We start from the raw sequence: 22,150 nt of genomic DNA, 5'->3' as shown, positions 1-22,150 counted from the left end.
GGGCTTTGTGGGTTCAGTGATTATTTTTTCGTTTGACTTAAGCTGTCCAGTACTACGGCTCCGATGATGATGACGCCCATCACCACTTGCTGATAATATGACGTTACGTTCATCAGGTCCAGGCCATTGCTGATGACACCAATGAGCAAGGCTCCGATCAGGGTTCCCATTATGGTGCCAACTCCGCCTGACGTACTGGTGCCGCCAATGATGGCAGCGGCAATAGCATCCAGCTCAAAGCCAGCTCCTGCGTTGGGCTGTCCAGTCGTGATGCGGGAGGTCAATACAATACCAGCCAGACCAGCCAGTCCTCCGCAGAGCGTATAAACGACCATTTTGACTTTGTTTAGCCGAATACCCGATGCTTCGGCTGCTAGTTCGTTTCCGCCAACGGCGTACATATACCGACCAATGACCGTCTTTTTCAGAAGAATTGAGCAGACCGCGAAAGCAATAATCAGAATAAGAATAGGCATCGGAATGCCGAAAAGTTGTCCACCGCCAATAAAATTAAATGAATCTGAGAGGTTAGAAACGGGGCGACCTTTGCTGAGAATGAGGGCTAAACCCCGACCAATCGTCATGGTGCCCAGGGTGACAATAAAAGGCGGAACTTTCGTTCGGGTAATCACAAATCCATTGAGTGCTCCCAGAGCCAGGCCAGCCAATAAACCCATCAGAATGGGTACAATAACCGGATACGTATCAGGATGCGCGAATAAGGCAGCCACTACGCCTGCCACGGCAACCATCGACCCAATCGACAGATCAATGCCGCCCGTAATAATCACGAACGTAACACCAAAAGCCAGTAAGGCATTGATGGAAACTTGGGTAAAAATATTGACCAGATTTGCTACCGTCAGAAAACGGGGCGTCATAACTGACAGAATAATACATAGAGCGATGAAGGCAAGGACAATACCGTATTTGCCGATGCCGCGTGTTCGTAATCGATACGTATTGCCAATCTGATTGACATAACTGGTGGGTTCGTTTTTCATTCCGGTTGGTTAAGAATTAGTGCGGCATGGCATGGGCCATAATGGTTTCCTGGGTGGCTTCCTGTTTCGATAGGATGGTGGTTTGTTTGCCCTCCGACAGCACAAGTATTCGGTTGCTCATTCCTACTAGTTCGGGTAGCTCAGAAGAGATCATGATGACGGCAATTCCCGAGGCTGTTAGCTGACGTATCAGTTTATAAATTTCTGACTTGGCACCAATATCGATGCCACGGGTAGGCTCGTCGAGAATGATAATTCGGGGTGAGGCCAGCAACACCTTTCCGATCACTACTTTCTGCTGATTGCCTCCGCTTAGATTGGCAACTTTCTGGTCGAGGGTATGCGTTTTGATGCGCAGGTTTTCAGCAACCTCACTGGCGATTTTTGCTTCCTGTTTTTGCTGGATAAAGAGGCCTTGTGTGTAGTTCGATAAATTGCCCAGTGTAATATTTTCTTTGACTGTCATATTGGGTATAAAACCCAAGGCTTTACGATCTTCGCTTACGTAGCCAATGCCGTGTTGCATGGCATCCTGTGGACACGTAATAGATACAAGGTTTCCGTTGACTGCAATTTCGCCTTCGTCGAATCGGTCCAGACCAAATATAGCACGGGCAATTTCGGTTCGACCAGCTCCCATCAACCCCGCCATACCCAGAATTTCGCCCGCTTTTACGGTAAAGCTAATTCCAGAAAAAGAGCCTTTGCGTCCCAGATTTTTAACGGATATGGCTTCCTGGCCGCCTAATTCAACAGCATCAGGAAAGAGACTATCAATTTCGCGCCCGACCATCAGCGATATAAGCCGGTTGGTATCGAGTTCGGTGGCGCTGTGAGTGGCAATGTATCGTCCATCTCTCAGTACCGTAATGGTATCGGCAATGGTGAATATTTCATCCATCTTGTGAGAAATGTAGATAATAGCAACCCCTTTTTTGGTCAAATCATTGATAATGGAGAAGAGGGTAGCCACCTCCTTATCGGAAATGGCGGACGTTGGCTCATCCATGATGATCACTTTGGCATCGTTGGATATAGCTTTGGCGATCTCCACCATCTGCATCTCCGCCACACTCAGGTATTTCATGGGAGTTCTGACATCGAGAGAAACCCCCATCTGCGTCAAGATTTCGTTGGCTTTCCGGTAAATTGTCTGGTCGTCGAGCCAGCCGGGCATAAATCGGGTTGTTTCGCGGCCCAGGAAAATATTCTGCGCTACCGTCAATTCCGGAACCATCAGAATTTCCTGATGAATCATGGAAATCCCTTTCTTCAATGAATCATGAACGTTCTTGACCTGCAAGGGTGCACCCTCAAAAAAAATGTCGCCCGAGTCGGGTTTCAGCAAGCCAATCAGAATCTTCATAAAGGTCGATTTCCCCGCTCCATTTTCACCCATGAGTGCGTGTACTTCCCCTTTTCTGACTGCCAGTTGCACGTTGTCGAGTGCTTTGATGCCTGAAAACGTTTTGCTTAGGCCGCGCACGTCAAGAATATATTCCTGAGACTGACTCATACGTAACGTATCGTTGATATGGATAAAATAGGAGTAGGTTTCCTGCATTTGGCCTCGAACGTATTGGTTCGCTACCCCTGCCAGGAAACCTACAGTATGAAAAGCCAAAAGGTTTTGACCAGTTTTCAGCCTATTCGACTGGCTACTGCGCCCACGCTACGCCCGTATCTTTCCAGCTTCTTGTAGCCGCCGATTCCAGAACGGCTTCACAAACTTTCTGTGTTTCCAGCGCATCTTTGAACGTAGGAGAGCATGGTTCGCCGGTTTCCAGACTTTTCAGGAAGTCGGCTACCTGATGAATAAAGCTATGCTCATAGCCAATGCCTAAACCAGGAACCCACCATTTGTCCATATAGGGCTGATCGCCATCGGTTACGTGGATGGAGCGCCAGCCGCGAACGATGCCTTCATCGCTATGGTCGAAATATTCGAGTCGGTTCAGATCGTGCAGATCCCAGCGAATCGAGGCATTTTCGCCGTTGATTTCGAAGGTATACAAGGCTTTGTGCCCACGTGCATAGCGTGTTGATTCAAAAAGACCCAGTGAGCCATTGTCGAAATGGCAATGGAAAATACAGGCATCGTCGATTCCGACGGGCTGAACTTTTCCGGTTACGGCGTGCATCCGTTCTTTTACGAAGGTTTCCGTTACGGCCGATACGTCGGTGATGCCACCGTTTATCCACATGGCCGTGTCGATGCAGTGAGCCAGCAGGTCGCCAGTAACGCCCGAGCCCGCAGCTTCTACGTCCATGCGCCAGGTGCCGGCTCCACCCTGTGGCACGTCGGCACTGATGGTCCAGTCCTGCAGGAAGTTAGCCCGGTAGTGGAAGATTTTACCGAGTTTACCCGAGTCAACAATTTGCTTGGCCAACGTAACGGCTGGCAGACGGCGATAGTTATACCAAACCGTGGTGGCAACGCCCGCTTTTTCGGCGGCATCGACCATTTTCTGTCCTTCTTCTACGGTACGTGCCAGTGGTTTTTCGCACAGAATCATTTTGCCTGCTTCGGCCGCTGCAATCGCAATCTCAGCATGAGAATCGTTGGGCGTACAGATGTCAACAGCATCAATATCGTCGCGGGCGATGAGTGCCCGCCAGTCTGTTTCCGTCGACTCATAACCCCACTGTTCGGCAAAGGCTTTCACTTTTTCGGGGTTACGGGAGCAAACTGCTTTTAGAACGGGCTTATAAGCCAGATCAGGAAAAAAATTAGGGACTCGGTTATATCCGTTTGAGTGGGTCCGGCCCATAAAACCAGTCCCAATTAAGCCAATACGTAGTTCTTTTTTGTTTGCCATTTGATAAGGAGGGAGAAGACAGTTTTCAGTCTATAAGTTTTGAGTTTATAGTTTTCAGTTTATGGTGGCTGACGCAAGAGAATTGCTGACGCGTCAGCCACCATAAACTGAAAACTATAAACCGCACGGGCGGCCCCGTGAAAACTTCTTTTTACGCTTCGTACCAGCCGTGGGCCTGACGAACTTTGATCATGGTAGCCAGAATGTCGTTCCAGGTTTGCTGTTTCGTCATTACCTCGTTGGGGAACATACAGCCATCCCAGCAGATGTGTTTGAAGGCTTTGGTCAGTTCGCCATTTTCATTCCGAAGCCAATAGCCTGCGTCGTGTACGATGTCGAGTTTGCCATTTGGATCCAGCGCCTGGCAGTGACGGCCAGTTTTGTCATGAGAACCCGATCCGAATACTGTACCGTCGTTCTGTGCTACGTGAAAATCGATGGTGAAGGGACGTAACGCATTGGTTACTTTTTTCAGTGCATCGGATAGGGTGGCGCGGTCGCTCCAGTCGAAATCGGGCGGCAGAATCCGGTCTTCAGGGCTGTTATAGCCCAGCAGATAGAGCAGCGTATGAGCCATATCGGCCTGGAAGCCCATGTTGGGCCGGTTCACGGCAACCAACGTATCGACCATCGTTTTCCAGCTATGCATACCGCCCCAGCAGATTTCGCCTTCGGCCGCTAGTTTCTCGCCGTAATCGGCTGCTACGTCGCAGGCTTCCTGAAATGTCTGGACGATCAGTTTGCTGTTGCCCACTGGATCGACGGCCCAATCATGAGGGGAGCTGGCCGAGTCGATTCGAACAACACCGCTGGGCCGGATACCTAACTCGGTTAGTTTCTGACCGATGTGGCAGGATTTACGAACCATTTCGACAAAGTTGGCCCGATCTTCTTTGCTACCCATCGCTGGTCCACCCCAGATGGGCGCTACCAGCGAACCAACTTTCAGGTTATAACCGTTCAATTTATCGGCCAGTCGTTTGATATCGTCGTCTGACAGATTAACATCAATATGCTCAAACAGAGCCAGGTCAACACCGTCGAATTTTACGCCATCAACCTCAGCAGCCGCTGTCATTTCCAGCATGGTGTCAAATCCAATAACGGGTTCTGAGTCGGGGCCTTTTCCGACCACGCCCGGCCACATGGCATTGTGGAGCTTAGGATAATTATTCTCGTTCATGGAGAGGTTATGGTTTTAAGGGTTAAACCGAGAATATAGAACACAGATTTTTATGATTAGTAAGATCTATAATTAATCATACCAATCATAAAAATCTGCGTTCTATAATACAAGATCAGGATTCAATGGACCAAAGTGTTTGAGCATCACAATCGGATCGGTCGTCGAATGATTGGTAATCGTTACGCCTTCTACGGCTGCTTTTTCGCTCACAAAAAACTCGTCGTTGGTGAGTTGGCCGTAGCGGATCATGGTTGGCGTCTCGATATCCCAAACGCCCATCTTGCCGTGCCCCTGCATCATGATCAGACCATAGGCAGCACTATCGTTGATGGTGACCGTCTGGCCAGGGAAAACGGTTAATTCTTTCGCGCTAAACGCTTCGTTTTTGTAGCAGACCCAAACCTCGCGATAACCAGCCGCTTTCATTTCTTCTTCGTCATGAACCGGCTTCGGACGCATGAACCGATTCGTCATCATCTGCGGATCGGTGTTCAGGTCCCAGTCGATGGCCTCCATCAGTTGATCATAGTCGCCGACGCGGTCTTTGGGCGTACCATTCCAGAGCAGTTCTTCAGGAATAATGGCTTCGTTAACCAGCGATTGGTACATCGCAAATACGTCCGACGCTTTCTGTGGCTCGTAGGTACACATACTGCCGGGCGCGTGGAGCAGTCCGGGCGGTACGTCCCAGCCGGTGCCGGGTTCGAGTCGGTAGGCCGATGAAAAGTTCGTGATCTTATTATCGCCTTTCGTGAAATTCTTCAGGCACTCTTTAATTTCTTCTTTGGTGGTTCCTGGCGCAATGCCGAAGAATGTATATGGAAAATCGCCACCGTGGTTGTTCACCTGAGGAGGGAAATAATATGCTTCGGGTTTGCCTAACTGACCGATCAGTGCAGCCTGCTCGTCGTTGTGATGCAGGTGGTGGGGGAGAGGCCCCATGTTGTCGAAAAATTTCGAGTACATCGGCCAGCTCTGGTATTCATTCCAAAGCCGATCGCCAATTAGTTCACCTTTTAGTTCGTCGACAGCGTCTTTCAGCAGAAACTGAACTTCCTGCCCGTCTTCATCTTTGTAAACGATATGGCTCAACCCTTCGTTCTCGCCCGTTAATGGCCCATTTTTAGCGGGCGTGGTCGAAGAAAACCAGCGCTCGTCGATACCACCGCGTTCACCACCCAATACGTAGTAGTCGTCGGGATGGAGTTTGATACGTCGGCCTGGTACGCAAAATGACCGGGGGACCCAGGTGGGCGTAAGCCGCAAAATTCCCTTTCCCTGTTCTAACGCTTTTTCTGCTAAGCTTACTTTTTCGGTTGTTTCCATAAGGGTTATTATTACTCGACTTATACGTAATTGCTTACAAATTCATTAATGGATGTTGCGTCTGTCAGCAGTTCCAGCTCAAGATCGTACTGTCGGCTTTCGCCTGGTTCAATAAATAATAAATTGCCCTGTTCTCTGGCTTTGGCCTGACCAATAGGCGGATGCGTTCCTGGTTCAATGCCCGTTACGTATTCGCCTTTGCCCCAATGCTGCCAGTTGGAAAGCCAGGGTAACTGGCTTTTTTGAAAGCGTAAGGCCAGTGCAATGCCCAGCCGGGCGTTATGCAATCCGGCCACACACTGGCCATTCGAATCAGCTTCAATGTCAATAATGGCGACTGCTTCGCCGGTACCGCTATGCGATTCCATCGGGGCCGGACATTGCCGAAAGTTGTTGCCTTCCCGGAAAATCTCCTGATTTCGTTCACTATCGCCCGTTGTCCAGCTGCCACGCCAGATGATATCGGTTCCTTCGTCGACCAGCGGCCAGCCGAAGTTGAAATGATAGAGCAACATGTGAGGGGCAGGGGTATTGGCGCGATTAATTACCTCGTCGTGAATGCGAATCGTTGGCTGACCAAGCGTAGCGGATATGGTACGTCGTAGTTCCAGACTGGGTCCGAAGACCCGTGTTTCTTTGATACGTCCGGTAATAGTCATATCCAGCCGACCAGCCGCCGGGTCGGGTTGAATAATCGATTCAATTTCGGCGGGTGAGTTGCTGATATGGCCGTGTAAACCACGTTGGCCGTATTGATCCTCTTCGGGGCCTCCTACGTGGGATAGCCCACAGGTTGTGAGTAAGCCACCGGTGAAGGTGCGGAGCCAGTCGATACCACGGTCCGAGAAAGGTTGCGGGGACGTAACGCCAACGTGGCTCAACCAGGCCAGACTATGCTGATTGAAGAAGGCATCAGCAATATCCATAGCCCGATCGATGACTACTTTATAGCGAAGTCCGGTTCCGGTATTGATCCAGGCAATACGAGTGCCCCGGCCCGATCCATTGTCCAGAACAGACGTTTCGATACCGCCCAATTGAGCCGGATTAGATACTTTATTATGCCAGGGTTGTATTGTCATATAGTAAGTACAATGTATGATGTAGGAAGTATGAGGTATAATGTATTTCGAGAGTTAGTCTAAATGGATTATACATCATATATCCTACGCCATACATCCTGTATTTTCTCTTACTGTTTGATTCGCAGGTTACGATACTGAACTTTCATGGGTGGTCCTACGTGGACCTGAACACCCAGTAAGCCCTTTGCTTTTCCGTTTACTGTATCGTCGTCTGTTACTTCACTCATCAATACATCATTAATATAATGCTGTAACTTATTGCCTTTAATCACCAGATGGAATGTGTTCCAGTCGCCTGCTTTAATCAGCGTTTTCAACGAATCGGAACTACCCAGCGATCCAACTACTTTCATCCCGGTCCAGGCATTCCGACTCACCTTCGACCGGATAGCTTCCGGCGTATTATCACCCGTATAAGGCTCAATAACGGTTCGCTGACCACGATACGCCAACGTAGTACGTTTCCGCTCTTCGTAGTTCTGGCCGGTATAGGTATTCTTACCGTCGATGTCGGCCTGATAGCCCCGCAGGGCAAATGGTACATCGGTTAGCTGATCGCTCCGATAATTGATACCAGAGTTTCCGGCTTCGGTAATTTTAAATTCACCCTTAAACTCAAAGTCGCCAGGTTCTCCACCCCGCCAGATTATGAACGAGTTGGTTTTTAGTAATGTCGTCGGTGTGATTTCTCCGGTTAAGGTTCCATCTTCAACCCGCCAGTAGGTAGGATCGCCGTCCCATCCTTTGAGCGACTTGCCGTCGAATATCTGTACAAAGCCATCTTTCTTCGCTTTTTTACTTTGTCCTAAGCAGGCATTTACAAGCGAACCAGTCAGTACGGCTGCTATAACAAGCCCTGCTGGCAGGACTTGCCTTATCGTTCTTTTCAGCATTGTATGTTGATTTAAAGGAAGTTTAGCGTTTAGAATTTTCAGTGGCTGACGCCAGATACTTGCTGACGCGTCAGCCACTGAAAACTGAAAACGCTAAACTGAAAACTTATTTTCCTCCTGCTTTGTAGACTTCGTTACTCTGATTGCCTCCTGCTTTCAGGTAGGCCATCAAATCCCGTAACTCATCGGCGTTCAGGCTATTAATCAAACCGGGATACATGATTGATTCGGGCGAATACCGCTTCGACTTCACATCTTTCTTCGGAATCTTACGAATTTGATCGGGCGCAAATGGGTTCTGCGAGATCGAATAATTGATCTTGTCTTCGCTGATTTGCCGACCGGCTACTGACTCGCCATTTTTGAGGATATAAATGGTTGATGCGTACTGATCAGATACGGCTTTGCTCGGGTTGATAATCGCATCCAGAATATCCTTATTGGAGAAACGGGTGCCAAGTTGAGTTAAATCAGGGCCGATGTCGCCACCAGATCCTTGCATGGCGTGACAGCTACTACATAAAACGGCTCCGTAAATCTTCTTGCCTGTTTCGTAATTGGGAGACATTTTAGCGTTGTCGACAGCGGCCACCGCTTCGTCTAAGGTCCAGCGTTTTCCAGGGCCTTTAGGCGTATAGTCGCTCTTTACCAGATCGTTTCCTGAACTGGTCAGAATATCGGCACCGGATAATTTGTTGAACTTCTCGAACTGGTCTTTCGGTACATGAGCCAGGGCTAGCTTACGAGCCCGGTCAATAAAGCCAACATAACTACGTCCGCCTTCATATTTAAAAGCATTACCAAACCAGGTGAAGTATTTGGTGCGAAGCTCTGGTGTCCAGCCCGATTCAGCCCGGCTCAACATCACAGCGTAATACGTCTGCTGAAGCGGTGGGACTTTAGCCAGCATTTTGGCAATATCCATCCCATATTGTGGGTTTCGCAGGATCAGATCAGACGAGGCCGTAGTTGGATCGAGATTAAGGTTTTTCATGCCGGGCTCTTCTTTCAAATCCATCTGAGCCAACGTTCTATTCACTACGTTTGGCGCTTCCAGATAAATCAGATCCTTGCTCAGTCCCCGGTTCAACAGCGCACTTTTAGCCGGGAAATGCGGGTTCAGGTAGGCCACCACTTTGGCCTTATCGGCTGCATCGGGTGCGCCCATCCGCAGAAAGATCAGTTCGAAAGCACGTAGTACGTCGAATTGCTGTGATTCTGATAGTTTATTGTAATCGATTTTCAGCAGCGTCGCTATTGCTTTACTTTTTAAATCAGCGCTACCTTGTCGAGCCAGGGCTACAATAGCCTGAGTCGCCCGAACTGGGTCTGTTTCGGCCAGCGCTTTTTCCTGCCACTGAGCCACAGGTTGGTGCTCAACAGCAATGCGGGCCGCATATCGTACAAACCGATCTGGGTGGTTCAGGTTGGGCCATGCCGCAGCAATTGCCTGTGGGTTGGGGCCTTCGTGGTATTTTTCCAGACTGGTTCTAATTTTATGCTCAGCAGTTAACGTGGGTGTAAGAGCCGACGTATTGGCGTCGTTTCCTGTATAGTATACCCGATACAAATCGGACTCCAGCCGTCTGCCACCGGTCAGGAAGTACATGGCGCCATCGGGGCCAATAACACCATCCGTGAGTGGTAGTGGCGTACCCGAGATAAACTCTTCGCGTTCACCGTCATACGTAGCACCTTTAGGCTTTAGATGGATCGAGTAGATAATACCAAAGCTCCAATCGAAAGCGAAAATAGACTGCCGGTATTTCTGCGGGAATTTAGCCGTCATACCTGACATTACGTTCGTGGGCGAACCCTGTCCAATGTTGACGATAGCAGGTAGATTGTCGGGGTTAGCCGGTAGCCATTTGCTGTCGCCTGTGCGCCAGCCAAACTCGGCTCCACTCGTTACGTGGCAAATGCGGGTCGGCCGATACCAGGGCAGGCCAAAATCCCATTCCATATCGGAGTCATAGGTAAACATATCGCCTGCCTCGTTGAAGGCAATATCAAATTCGTTCCGAAAACCGGCACCCATCAGCTCCCAGCGCTTTCCTTCCGGGTCAACTTTGGCAACCCAGCCACCCGGTGCCATTCGGTCGTTAGCATGGCCGCGAGGGTCTTTAATTAATGGGAACAGATTGTCTTCCTGCCAGTTCGATGGTAACCGATAGGCGTCCATTTTTGGTACGTCGGTATGGTTACCCGAGCAGACGTAGAGCGATTGTTTATCAGGAGATAGAACAATACTGTGTGGGCCGTGCTCGCCTTCACCCTTCAGCTCTTTCAGCATAGTTACCTTATCGAACTGATCGTCGCCGTCGGTATCCTGTAATCGATATAGGCCGCTGGGCTTCGGAAACTGTTTGCTGGGCCGGTTGTTGACCATCACATACAGGCTATTGAAGGCATACAGAAGGCCTTGTGCATAGCCCATTCCTATGCTGGTATCCTTGCTGATAACCAGTTTTTCGATGGTCGGTTGTGTAGAGCCCGATCCAACAGCCGGAATTTTTAAACGAAATAATCCTCCGTACTGATCGGAGGTAATCATTCGACCCTTATCGTCGAAGGTCATTGATACCCATGATCCCTGTTTGTTTTCAGAAGGGCTGTATATATGCTCGGCTTTGAAACCAGGCTGTAGTTTGAGCTTATCGACTTTGGGATTCTCTGCCCCCTGCCTGTTATTTTCCGGGTAGCGAAGACCTACCCAGGATGCTCCGATCAGTACAAGGCCGGAAACGGCTAGTCCGAGCTTAGCGACATTGAATCGTGATGACATGGTTATAAGTGGCTAAAAGTTTATGGGATGTTATCGATAGAGTGCGGTTCCGGTTAGCTTCTATCAGGCTCATGGTTGTATTCAGGTAATAAGAAATAGGGAAGGGCTATTTTCTACTGTTTAAACGATTAAAAAGGCTTTCTGTGCGCTTTTTGGAGTTGGGTTTCTGTGAATAAAGCGTAATGCATTACTTGTTTTCAGGGGTAAAGCCCAGGGATACAAGCATGCATTCCTGGGCTCCTGATAGGACTAGAAATTTGGCGTCAGTGCCGACTCGACGGCTGGCAACGGATAGTAAATATCCAGATTCGTAAAGGCGTTTGGTGGCGGAACAGCTCCGGCAGGGAAATAGTAGGCTGCTGGATTGGCTTTTACCCGTGCGCCATAGGCCGAAATAATTTCCGTAACACGGCCTGTGCGGGTAAGATCGAACCACCGCTTGTTTTCAAAAGCCAGCTCAACGCGACGTTCTTTGAAAATCGCTTCCCGCATATCGGCCTGTCCGGTAGCAGGGCTGGCACCCAGACCCGCACGAGTCCGCACCTGATTCAGATACGTAGCGGCTTCAGCTGTTTTGCCCTGCTCGTTCAGCGCTTCAGCCATAAATAACAGAACTTCAGCGTAGCGATATACCGGCCAGTTCTGCCCAGTGTTGTTGTGTAACGAGTGCGGGCGGGCGTATTTTTTGATATAAGGATATACTTTGTTTGCCCGTAAGCTGCCGCTTAACGTAACGGTTCCGATCGAAATATCTTTCCGTTTGTCGCCCGATTCATAGGCTGCAATAATATCCGGTGTTGGGATATTATTGCTTTCCTGCGAGGTCGGCTGTGGGTTCGACGTACCCGTGAGTGGAGCGATTTCAGCGGCTGTAATTGGGGATGGAATAAACCGATAGATCTGGTTGCCGTTATAGCCTGCCGCTCCTTCCATATATTGGATTTCAAATACAGACTCTGAGTTGTTCTTGTTGGCACTGGTGAACGAAAACGCATCGTTGTAATCAGGTCTGAGCTGGTACCCATCATTGGTGATCACATCGCGCATCAGCGTTTCAACCTGCGCCCATTTTTTCTGTGTCAGATACAAATTGGCGAGCAGCGTTTTGGCGGCTCCCGACGTAGCGCGGCCTGGTTCCTGTTTCGCTTTGTTAAGCAGCAGTTTACTGGCTTCCGTAGCATCTTTTTCGATCTGCGCGTACAGTTCTTCCGTGGTTGCCAGTGGCAGAGCTGCGTCATTACGTCCCGTTACGGGTACTAAGTGAAGCGGTACCCGCCCAAACAGACGTACCAGATCGAAGTATGCAAACGCCCGCAGAAACAGAGCCTGTCCTTTCAGATTGTTTTTGGAATCGGCCGAGAAGTCTATTTTATCGATTGTTGTAAGAATCTGATTGGCGCGGGCAATGATCACGTAGTTTAAACGGAACTGAACCAGTACGTTATCGTTAGCTGTAACCTTGACGCCCCCTTCGCCATCGGCAACTGGTATGGCAAAGTCAGCAACGTTTTCGGTAGCATCAACAGCGCCGTAGAGCGTATTCCGGGCGTAATACGTATTGTCGGAGTGCATTTCTTCCAAGACCCAGGCACGTTCATTGTACATCTGCCGGAGCGGTACGTATGCGCCATTGACAGCTTGCTGAAAGTCGGCTTCTTTGGTGAAGAATGTTGCTGAACTCAGCGCTGTTTCGGGGACTACGTTTAAAAAATCATTTGTGCAACCAGTCAGGGCAATTGCTAAAAGCCAGGTTGCTATATATCTTGTTTTCATTCCTAAGTATGAATAAGGAGTTGACAATGAGTTAAATTGACCTGTCTGTTTAGAAATTCAGGTTAACACCCAGCGTGTAGGTACGTGGAACTGGATAGTTCGAAAAGTCAACGCCCTGGCTGAGGTTACCACCATCGCCATCGCCGGCGCCATTACCACTCGTTTCTGGGTTTGGACCACCCCAGTATTTGGTAAATACGTACGCCTGCTGTACTGATGCATACACACGAGCCGACTTGAAGAGCTTGTTTACAGCGCCAATGTTATACCCTAAGGTTATATTCTTGATGGTGAAGAACGAGGCATCGGCTACAAACTGTGAGCTGTTCCAGTCGCGTTCGATACCAGTATAGTTTCCACCATTGTTCGTTGCGCCAAACTGGCCAGCGCCTGGGGTAATCACCGTCGTAGCCACACTGGTCTGCACGCCATTCACATTAACAAGAGCATTCTGAACACGGAACCGGTCTTTTACGCCTGCCACCATGTTGAATACGCCATCCAGGTTAGCCGTGCTATACAGGTGGCGAACCCATAATTGGTTGCCGTACGAGCCGGAACCTGTGATCGAGAAATCGAAGTTGCCAAATTTCAGATCATTAGTGATACCGTAAGTGAATTTGGGGAATGGGCTACCGATAATGGCCCGATCGTCTCTGTCGCCACCGTTTGTAATGACACCATCACCGTTGACATCCTGGAACTTAATAGTACCGATGGCCGAACGTCCTGGAATAATAGCGGAAGTCCGTAGCTCTTCGGCACTCATGTAATAGCCTTGTTTCACCAGACCATAAAACTGCCCAAAAGGCTGTCCTACCTGCGTGATGTGGAAGGAGCCATAAACCCGGTCGATGCCTGGAGCCAGTTCCTGCACGCGGTTCCGGTTGAACGAAATGTTGGCGTTGGTTGTCCATTTCAGTCTGCCGGTTGTATTCTTGGTGGTCAGCGAGAATTCATGCCCCCAGAACTTGATTTCACCGATGTTATCGTTAAAGTTCGTAAAGCCTGATTCCTGCGGAACCTGCACCGCATAGAGCAGGTTGGTTGTCCGCTTCGTGTAGAAATCGTAAATGAACTGGATGCGATCGTTAAACAAGCCCAGATCAAGACCAGCGTCGAACTGATTCGTTGTTTCCCAGCCTAAGTTGGGGTTTGCCAGCGACGTAACGACGGCTCCTGTTGCTACGTTGCCGCCAAAAACGGCATTGGTCGTATTATTGACAAGCGCGTACTGGGTGTAGTTACCAATATTGTTGTTGCCAATTACACCGTAACTAGCCCGGACTTTAGCAAACGAAACTTGCGGTACGGTTTTCAGGAAATCTTCGTCCGAAACAACCCAGCCTACCGAGGCTGACGGGAATGTACCCCAGCGATTATTGGTACCAAACCGCGACGAACCATCGGCCCGGACGGCAGCTGTAAACAGATATTTACCTTTGTAGTTATAGGTCAGTCGAGATAGATAAGACGTTAATGACCACTGGTTTATATCGTTACGGGTTGCATTCGGGTTGCCGCTACGATCGATGTTCAGGGCCCCCTGAATGGTTGGCAGGCGGTCGTCGGCATACGTATTGGCCGAAATACGGGTAAACTCCTGACGGTATTGCTGATTCGTGAAACCAGCCAACAGTTCAAAATTGTGGTCGTTGAAGCTCTTCGAATACGTTGCTAAGTTTTCGTTCAGCCAGGAAATGTTTTCGAGGCTCTGCCGGGTTGAAGAAGCTGTGGTTGGAATCGGTACGTTAATCGAGCTGGTAGCCGTCGACGGGTTGAAATAAAAGAACTTAGAGTTCTGATATTCAACGTTTATCGTCGATTTGAGTGTTAAACCCTCAATAGGGCGATACTGAACATAGGCGTTTGCCAGCAGATTCGTGTTTTTGGTTTCGTTAATCAATTCATTGGCTGCCCGAACCCAGTTAGGATAGTTAAAAATGTTCCCTGTACTGCTTGGCAACGTATTGAATTTAGTTAGCTCGCCGTTGGCATCGTAGATCGGCATGATTGGCCAGGTGTGCAAGGCGTTGAATAAAATACCCGTACCCCGGTCACCATCTGTACGGGGAGTGTTATCGAATACGTAGCTGGGTGCTACGTTAAAGCCTACCGCAACCCGCTTCGACAGGTTGTAGTTCGAATTCATACGTAGCGAATAACGCTTGTATTTGTTATTCAGCACAACCCCGTCCTGATTGAAAACACCGGCAACCAGCGACGTATTCGATTTTTCCGTATTGTTTGATACGCTCAGGTTGTAGCTCTGAATGGGAGCAACCCGTAGCAGCGCATCATACCAATCGTTATTCTTGCCTTCATATTGGGCTGGGTTCTGGAAAATGTCAGGGACAGGCTGAAGCTGATCTTCGTAAAATTCTTTCTTGAACTGCGCAAATTCAACGGCATTCAGCATTTTAACCCGACCACGTTGTGGTACTTTCTGTACGCCCGCATAAGCCGTGAAGCTAATATTGGTCTGACCAGGCTTCCCTTTTTTGGTGGTAATCAGAACCACCCCGTTAGCAGCCCGCGAACCGTACAATGACGTAGACGCTGCGTCTTTCAGGACCGACAGATCCTCAATTTCGTCGGGGTTCAACTGAGCAATATTGCCGGTAATGGGGAAACCATCAACTACGTATAGAGGATCGCTACCAGCCGTTACCGACACCTGGCCTCGGATACGAATGCTAATGCCCTGGCCGGGTTTACCAGTGGCCTGGTTAATCTGAACACCCGCCAGTCGGCCCTGTAGTTTCTGGCCGATCTGCGATACGGGTAAATCTTTAATTTCGGCAGCACTAACGGTCTGAACCGCACCCGTTACTTCTTTTTTCAACTGGCTACCGTAGCCTACAACCACTACTTCGTTCAGTGTCTGATCGTCGTTCACTAACGCTACGCTTAGCGTTGTTTGGTTGCCCACTACAATTTCTTTGCTCTGGTACCCTACAAAGCTGAATACCAGTGTCGTCTGCGGGTTAGGAACTACAATCTGGAAATTGCCTTGTTCGTCGGTGGTTGATCCTTTGGTACTTCCTTTGATCACGACGCTCACGCCAGGTAGGCTATTCCCTTTTTCGTCGACCACCTGCCCAGTCACTCGAATGTCGGCAGTGGTCGCTTTTACGGCTATTCTTGCCAGGCTGGGGGTGTTTAGTGCTAACAATTGTTCAGCAGCTTGCTTGCTTCCTTTTGGCGAGGTTGTCTGACCCCCCTGAGCGAAGCCAGGAGAGGCACCTACCATCATACTTAGCGCAGCTAATTGATAGAGTGTTTTCATGAAAATCAGATTAAGAGATAGGAGTTAATAGAATAGATTGAGCTTTTGATAGATCAATGCAGTGGTCAAATATGACAGCCGCACACTCCCTAACTTTCCTATACTTACCCACTTTTATAACTATCTGTATAAATTCATGAAAATTTCTTATTTATGTAATATTTACAGATTGTAGCAGATGTCAATAAAGGGTCAACTAATTGTTGCTGGTAGATTCGGATGGCTAAGTAACTTACCCTAAATGTGGCGACTAGGCATCGCTTTAACGAATAAGCAACCGGCAGATGATAGTAGGTATTATCTAGGATTGCCTTATTCCAATGAGTAGACTTATAGCACCGGATGAATTATGATTAGTAGCGGAGAGAAAAGAGTCTCAGTTGTGCTGGTCTGAATCAACTACTGATTTATGTTACGTCATATTAAGATCAACGATTACTCAAATACGCCAAAGTATCAGCAGATTTATAACTCCATCATAGAGGGAATAGAAAATCGGGATATTATACCTGGCGATAAATTGCCGTCAATCCATGAACTGTGTGCTGAATTTGATATATCGAAAGGCACTATAGAGCGAGCCTATGAACTGCTGAAAGAGAAAGAAATTATCGAAGCGGTCAGAGGGAAAGGCTATTACATCAATTACACCAATACCGGCCGAAATCTTAAAATATTTTTATTATTTAATAAACTAAGTGCTCACAAAAAGATCATTTATGACTCTTTTGTAGAAGGACTTGGGCCTGGAGTTGCCATCGACTTTTTTATTTACAATAACGACTTTCGGCTATTCCGTGATCTGATTGAACGGCAGGCCCGAAATCATACGCATTACGTTATTATTGGCCATTTTTTCGAAGGTGGGGAAAAGGCCAATGAGTTAATAAATAGCCTGCCGAAGCATAAGCTTGTCATCATGGACAAGTTGCTTGAAGGGGTATCGGGCAATTATGCCGCTGTGTTTCAGAATTTTGAAAAAGACCTCTATCAGGCGCTGACTGAGGCCCTGCCTCTCCTGAAAAAGTACAAAACGTTGAGTATACTTTTCCCGTCTTATACCTACCATCCAAAAGCCATTTTGAACGGGTTTTACAAGTTTTGTTACGAGCATAACTTCAATACCCGTGTTATTGACGACATCCAGCAAGAGACGATCCATCCACAGCAGGCTTACATCAATTTGATGGAAGAAGACCTGGTAGAGCTGATCAAAAAAATTAAAATGACCCCCTACATTGTTGGGCAGGAGGTCGGTATTTTGTCGTACAACGAAACGCCTTTAAAAGAGTTTCTGCTGGAAGGAATTACAGTGTTATCTACTGATTTCGCACAGATGGGGCGCACAGCTGCGCAACTTGTCCTTGATGGCAGTGTAGAGCATATCGAAAATCCGTTTCAGTTGATTGTTCGAAAGTCCTTGTAATGTAACGTTCCAGGGTTTATGACAAGGCTGGAGGAGGTGGACTACCAGCTGGTTTTGAGTTATCCTGCGGAAGCGGTATAAACTCATCATTATCGTTAGGTGGTAACGCAATTCGACCGGCCTGCCAGTCTGCTTTCGCTTGTTCAATACGCTCGCGCCGGGACGAAACGAAGTTCCACCAGATGAACCGTTCTCCCAGAGGTTCTCCACCCAGCAGCATCAGTGTACAGGATTCATGAGCAATCAGAATAGGGTCGATGCCGGGCGTAAACACCAGCAACTGACCGGCACCGTAGCGGTGCCCATTTACTTCTACACTTCCTTTAGCCACATAGGCTCCGCGTTCCGGGTACCCTGTAGGCAGGCCAAAACGGGCGCCAGGTTGTAAGACAACATGCGTATAAAATAAGGGAGAATGCGTCTTGACGTCGTTTTGTAGCCCAAACGCATTGCCCGCTATCAAACGCATCCAAACGCCTTTATCGGTATAGATAGGCAACTCATGCGGTTGATAGTTGTCAAAAGTAGGGGCACTATCTTCAACGGCTTCGGGTAGAGCTACCCATGTCTGAATCATTTCCAGCGTACCACCCGCCAGCATGGCCGGATCTTCAAACCGCTCGGAGTGAGCAATACCGCTTCCGGCCGTCATCCAGTTGACCTCGCCCGGCCGAATCACCTGTTGAACGCCCAGACTATCGCGGTGGGTTACCTGACCATCGAACAGATAACTAACGGTTGAGAGACCAATATGCGGGTGGGGAAGGACGTCCATGTTCGCTACCTCCGAAGGAACAATATTGACGGGCCCACCATGATCCATAAAAATGAAAGGCCCGAGCATCCGACGCAGTCGATAAGGGAGAATTCGGCGTACAGTAAAGCCATTGCCTAATGAAGCCTGACGTGCATCAATGACTATATCTAACATGATAATTGCTACGTTTCTATGGTTACGTACTGAATCTTTGTTTTTAAATTTTGGGGCAGAGCTGCTACGTATCTATCCTCATTTCAGCCGGATTGTTACGTAGCAAGGTAATCAAAAGTGAATTCGGTTCGCTTACAGCCGCTTTTACATCTAATTTACGGAAGGACAAGTGATTTCATAGTCTGTCACGTACCCACTACCGCTAACTTTGAATAAATAAAAAAGCCCGGCAACAGTGGCCAGGCTCTCAGGTAAGGGTTTATTCTGGATTGCCGGTGGTATCGGGCGGAACGGTTGGTTCCTGTACTGGCGTTTGAATTAGAGTTGAGTCGCCAAGATCAGTCGCTGTCGAATCCGAGACTTCTTCACTTTCATCGCCGTTAGGCCCGCAGTTCAAATAGTTTTTCGTGATTGTGAACGCTGGTTTAGCAAATGGGCCCTGTAAGTTCTTGAATTTTGGATCGGCATATACTTTCTCCAGAAACCGGCCTACCAGGGGCAGCGCTGTTTTAGCTCCTTCGCCAAGGTCCGTAGAGCGGAAGTGAATACTTCGATCATCGCCACCGACCCAGGCACCAACGACCAGTTTTTCCGAAACACCAACAAACCAACCATCGGAGTTGTTGGACGTAGTACCGGTTTTTCCGCCCATTTCGTTGCGATTTTTGAACAAGTCAAACGACCATAGGCTTTGAGATGTACCGCCCGATTCCTGTAGTCCGCCCTGGAGCATATACCGCATCAGGAAGGCCGATTCGGGGCTGATGGCTCGTTTGGTTTTTGCGGTGAATGTTTCGATGACGTTGCCGTCCCGATCTTCTATCCGCTGAACAATGAGGGGTTCAATGGCTTCGCCATCGTTGATAAATGTGCAGTAGGCGCCAACCAGCTCATAAAGTGATACGTCTGATGAACCTAAACCGATGGAGGGAACAGCGGCCAGCGGACTCTTGATACCCATTCGATGGGCATAGGCAGCCACGCGTTCAGGGGTGACACGGTCGGTCAACTGGGCCGTAATCGAGTTTACGGAACGGGCCAGTGCCCGCCGGAGGGTCATATTTGAATACGTATAGTAGCCGGTCGAATTTCGGGGCTCCCAGACATCTTCTTCTCCCTTGGCATTGATAAACTCTTTGCGGAAAGGTCGATCTTCAATTCGGTCGCAGGGGCTTAAATTGACCAGCGAGTCGTCGATAGCCGTCGTGTAAACAAAAGGTTTGAACGTTGATCCTGGCTGCCGTTTCCCTTGCTTGACGTGATCATATTTAAAATAATCATAGTCTAAGCCACCAACCCAGGCCCGGATATAGCCATTATGAGGGTCCATCGCCACCATGCCCGACTGCAAAAAATGTTTGTAGTAGGCAATGGAATCGTAAGGAGTCATTTCGGTTGAATCGTAGCCGCGCTTGCTCGTCCAGCTAAACACCCGCATTTTGTACTTGACATTTTTCATGTAGTACATGATCGAGTCGGGATAAAGCGGCATAAACCGGCGACTCAGGGTTTTGTAGCGTTCTGTTCGCTTGGCTACGGAATCAATAAAACCCGGTAGTTCATTTCCGTCTTCGTCTGTCCATGGGTTTCGTCCGCGCCAGTGGTTGTCGAATGTACGCTGCAACTGCTTCATTTTATCGCTGGTTGCTTCCTCCGCGTATTTCTGCATTCGTGAGTCGACCGTCGTAATGATACGTAGTCCGTCGGTATAGAGGTCATATCCGTTTTCTTCACCCCATTTCTTTACGTAATCCTGTACGGCATTTTTTAGATAGCTAGCCGGTCCAGAATAAGGATTCTCGGGGGTATAATCGGTCAGGAGTGGTAAGGTACTGATGGAGTCTGCCTGGTTTTTGGTCAGGTATTTATATTTGGCCATCTGCCCCAGAACCACATTCCGACGTTCTTTCGAACGCTTTGGATTTCGGAGTGGGTTATAACTCGTGGTAGCTTTTTGCAGGCCGACCAGAACAGCGCCTTCCTGTACGTTTAAACTGTCGGGCACTTTGTTGAAAAAGGTGCGGGCTGCCGTTTTAAGCCCAAATGCGTTACTGCCAAAGTCGACCGTGTTGAAGTAATACGTAATGATTTCCTCCTTCGTGAAATTACGCTCCAACTTCAGTGCCATCAGCCATTCCTTCGATTTGTAAATGACTTTACGAACAAAGGGAATCCGGGTTAAAATGCCAGAAGTTGTTTTTCGACGCGTCTTAAATAGATTTTTGGCCAACTGCTGCGTAATGGTTGAGCCACCCCCTTCACCGCCGAAACTAAATACAACCCGGCCTATGGCGCGGAGGTCAACACCACCGTGCTCATAAAAGCGGGCATCTTCTGTAGCAACTAGTGCATTGATAAGCTGTTTCGGGATATTCTCGTATTTGATTGGTGTTCGATTTTCGGCGTAGAACTTACCAATCATTACGCCATCCTGCGAGTAAATCTCTGACGATTGATTGAGTTTCGGATTTTTCAGCTCTTCAACACTGGGCATTTCGCCCGTCAGGTACAGGAAGTTATAATTCAGGGTGAATACGTAAAAGCCAAGGGCCAGTACAGCAATCAGACTCCATTTTAGTCCATGCTTTACGTAGGGGTAATACCAGGCGTCAGGATCTATATACTGGTGGATAAATGAGCGTAGACGCTCGCGGTATTCTTGGTAGGTAGATACCCATGAACTAACCCGTTCTTCACCGGCAAGCCGTGCCGTCTGTCGGTAAATTTGTCGGCCAACTCCGCGCCTGACCCCGCCCAATTGTTGCTGACGTTGCCTGATCCGTCGCCGAAACGCTCCAAATGCGTGTCGGACGGCGCGGAATCGCTCCCTGTATTCACTCATGCGTTTTAAGGCTGTATGTTCTCGGTTATGGGATGAAACTGCCAGAGGGCTAAAACTCCGGCTATAGTCCCGGCTATGTAGTACAGCCACCGGGCTTCAAATATAACGTATTTTCGGGCTAAGTGATATAAAAAAGCCAGTCCCTACTGGAGACTGGCTATATAAAAATAGACCATACAGGCTAATAGACCAAAAGTAGGCTTCTTTTCTAGTATGTTGCTCTGTTGTTTACTTTATCGGCAAATGAAAACAGAAAGGATTATTTCTTCTCGAACGTCATGGCCACGCCATTCATACAATAACGAAGTCCGGTTGGCTTAGGGCCATCCTCAAATACGTGGCCGAGGTGGCTACCGCAGACGCTGCAGGTTACCTCCGTCCGTACCATGCCGTAGCTTTTATCGACTAAGTCCTTTACCGCCGTTTTGGATATAGGAGCGTAGAAACTTGGCCAGCCAGTTCCTGAATCAAACTTGGTGGTCGATGAAAACAACGGATTATGACAGGCAGCACAGTAGAACGTACCCCGATCATGAATGTCGTTGAGGGGGCTCGTAAAAGCCCGTTCGGTGCCATGCTCCCGCAAAACAGCATATTGATTCGGGGTCAGGATTTTTTTCCATTCGGCGTCGGTTTTAACGACCCGACGACCAGGCTTCCCATCTGCCGTTGGCTTGCCCTGAGTTGGTATAGTAGTCAACGACCGATTGGGCAGGGCGATGAAGCTCGATAGTAAACAGACAGACACTAAAAAAAACAGGACGTTTCTCATCGGTTGATTATAGAAGGTA

14 protein-coding genes are annotated in these 22,150 nt (G+C 48.6%); 1 reads left to right on the top strand and 13 read right to left on the bottom strand.

The features are described 5' to 3' along the window. Nucleotides 1-20: 20 nt before the first annotated feature. The 10 genes from GK108_RS30260 to GK108_RS30215 all read right to left on the bottom strand — a co-directional run bounded on the left by GK108_RS30260 (nucleotide 21) and on the right by GK108_RS30215 (nucleotide 16,160). Entirely contained in the window at nucleotides 21-1,004 is a 984-nt protein-coding gene (locus GK108_RS30260; RefSeq protein WP_163955341.1) for an ABC transporter permease, read from the bottom strand. Between the two features lie 16 nt (nucleotides 1,005-1,020). Then, nucleotides 1,021-2,520, bottom strand: coding sequence for a sugar ABC transporter ATP-binding protein (locus GK108_RS30255; protein ID WP_163955355.1), 1,500 nt, complete (start codon nucleotides 2,518-2,520; stop codon nucleotides 1,021-1,023). A gap of 142 nt (nucleotides 2,521-2,662) precedes the next feature. Then, the gene (locus GK108_RS30250; protein ID WP_163955340.1) at nucleotides 2,663-3,823 is read right to left on the bottom strand and encodes a Gfo/Idh/MocA family protein; all 1,161 of its coding nucleotides are present in this window, start codon (nucleotides 3,821-3,823) and stop codon (nucleotides 2,663-2,665) included. A gap of 151 nt (nucleotides 3,824-3,974) precedes the next feature. Beyond that, nucleotides 3,975-5,006, bottom strand: coding sequence for a sugar phosphate isomerase/epimerase family protein (locus GK108_RS30245; RefSeq protein ID WP_163955339.1), 1,032 nt, complete (start codon nucleotides 5,004-5,006; stop codon nucleotides 3,975-3,977). A 102-nt stretch (nucleotides 5,007-5,108) separates the two neighbouring features. After that, on the bottom strand, nucleotides 5,109-6,335 hold the full coding sequence (locus tag GK108_RS30240) for a class I mannose-6-phosphate isomerase (RefSeq protein WP_163955338.1): 1,227 nt from the start codon (nucleotides 6,333-6,335) through the stop codon (nucleotides 5,109-5,111). 20 nt (nucleotides 6,336-6,355) lie between these two features. Further along, entirely contained in the window at nucleotides 6,356-7,417 is a 1,062-nt protein-coding gene (locus tag GK108_RS30235; protein WP_163955337.1) for an aldose 1-epimerase family protein, read from the bottom strand. Nucleotides 7,418-7,527: 110 nt separating this feature from the next. Continuing rightward, entirely contained in the window at nucleotides 7,528-8,313 is a 786-nt protein-coding gene (locus tag GK108_RS30230) for a 3-keto-disaccharide hydrolase (protein WP_163955336.1), read from the bottom strand. A gap of 106 nt (nucleotides 8,314-8,419) precedes the next feature. Then, on the bottom strand, nucleotides 8,420-11,098 hold the full coding sequence (locus tag GK108_RS30225; RefSeq protein WP_163955335.1) for a c-type cytochrome: 2,679 nt from the start codon (nucleotides 11,096-11,098) through the stop codon (nucleotides 8,420-8,422). 249 nt (nucleotides 11,099-11,347) lie between these two features. Then, the gene (locus GK108_RS30220; RefSeq protein WP_163955334.1) at nucleotides 11,348-12,871 is read right to left on the bottom strand and encodes a RagB/SusD family nutrient uptake outer membrane protein; all 1,524 of its coding nucleotides are present in this window, start codon (nucleotides 12,869-12,871) and stop codon (nucleotides 11,348-11,350) included. A gap of 49 nt (nucleotides 12,872-12,920) precedes the next feature. Further along, nucleotides 12,921-16,160 (bottom strand): SusC/RagA family TonB-linked outer membrane protein, encoded by a 3,240-nt coding sequence (locus tag GK108_RS30215; RefSeq protein WP_163955333.1) that lies wholly within the window; start codon nucleotides 16,158-16,160, stop codon nucleotides 12,921-12,923. Nucleotides 16,161-16,569: 409 nt separating this feature from the next. Here GK108_RS30215 and GK108_RS30210 point away from each other — a divergent pair, with 409 nt between their 5' ends. After that, nucleotides 16,570-17,586 carry a GntR family transcriptional regulator gene (locus GK108_RS30210; protein ID WP_163955332.1) on the top strand — a complete coding sequence of 339 codons (1,017 nt, stop codon included), beginning with the start codon at nucleotides 16,570-16,572 and terminating at the stop codon, nucleotides 17,584-17,586. Nucleotides 17,587-17,602: 16 nt separating this feature from the next. On the opposite strand, the gene GK108_RS30205 is transcribed toward GK108_RS30210, so the two are convergent. The 3 genes from GK108_RS30205 to msrB form a co-directional block, all read right to left on the bottom strand. Then, nucleotides 17,603-18,517 carry a pirin family protein gene (locus GK108_RS30205; protein ID WP_163955331.1) on the bottom strand — a complete coding sequence of 305 codons (915 nt, stop codon included), beginning with the start codon at nucleotides 18,515-18,517 and terminating at the stop codon, nucleotides 17,603-17,605. A gap of 259 nt (nucleotides 18,518-18,776) precedes the next feature. Next, a complete protein-coding gene (locus GK108_RS30200) occupies nucleotides 18,777-21,359 on the bottom strand; it encodes a penicillin-binding protein 1A (protein WP_163955330.1) in 2,583 nt (860 codons plus the stop codon). A 259-nt stretch (nucleotides 21,360-21,618) separates the two neighbouring features. After that, nucleotides 21,619-22,131 (bottom strand): peptide-methionine (R)-S-oxide reductase MsrB, encoded by a 513-nt coding sequence (msrB, locus tag GK108_RS30195; RefSeq protein WP_163955329.1) that lies wholly within the window; start codon nucleotides 22,129-22,131, stop codon nucleotides 21,619-21,621. Nucleotides 22,132-22,150 lie beyond the last annotated feature (19 nt).

Origin of the sequence: Spirosoma terrae (genome assembly GCF_010435915.1) — a bacterium.
GTDB classification, from domain to species: Bacteria; Bacteroidota; Bacteroidia; order Cytophagales; family Spirosomataceae; genus Spirosoma; species Spirosoma terrae.
Note: the sequence above shows the minus strand (reverse complement) of the source record. Positions and strands in the feature narration are given on the sequence as shown.